The sequence below is a fragment of the Pseudomonas sp. IT-P44 genome (assembly GCF_949768225.1).
Lineage (GTDB): Bacteria > Pseudomonadota > Gammaproteobacteria > Pseudomonadales > Pseudomonadaceae > Aquipseudomonas > Aquipseudomonas migulae.
Genome location: NZ_CATKQM010000091.1, coordinates 1 through 437, shown reverse-complemented (window position 1 = coordinate 437; position 437 = coordinate 1). Strand labels below are relative to the sequence as shown.

Genomic DNA, 437 nt, shown 5'->3' with positions numbered 1-437 from the left:
ATTGCCGGCCCGCTGTACGCCAAATTCATCGTGCCGCGCATTCAACTGCCGGCGGAAAACCCGCTGGAACGGCAGTTCCTCGAGCGCGAACCGCGCGACAGCCTGCCGGGTTTCGGCATCACCATGGCGACCATTCTGTTGCCGGTGCTGTTGATGCTGATCGGCGGTTGGGCCAACCTGATTTCCACACCGGGCAGCGGCTTCAACCAGTTTTTGCTGTTCATCGGCAACTCGGTGATCGCGCTGCTGTTGGCGACCCTGCTGAGCTTCTGGACCCTCGGCCTCGCCCAGGGCTTCAACCGTGAATCGATCCTCAAGTTCACCAACGAATGCCTGGCACCGACCGCCAGCATCACCTTGCTGGTCGGCGCCGGTGGCGGCTTGAACCGGATCCTGGTGGACGCCGGGGTCACCGACCAGATCGTCAGCCTGGCCCA

Annotated in this window: 1 pseudogene; it reads left to right on the top strand. The window is 63.2% G+C overall.

The window, feature by feature from the left end:
- A pseudogene (locus ACM6IO_RS29050) lies at positions 1–437 on the top strand (permease DsdX); the annotation flags it as partial.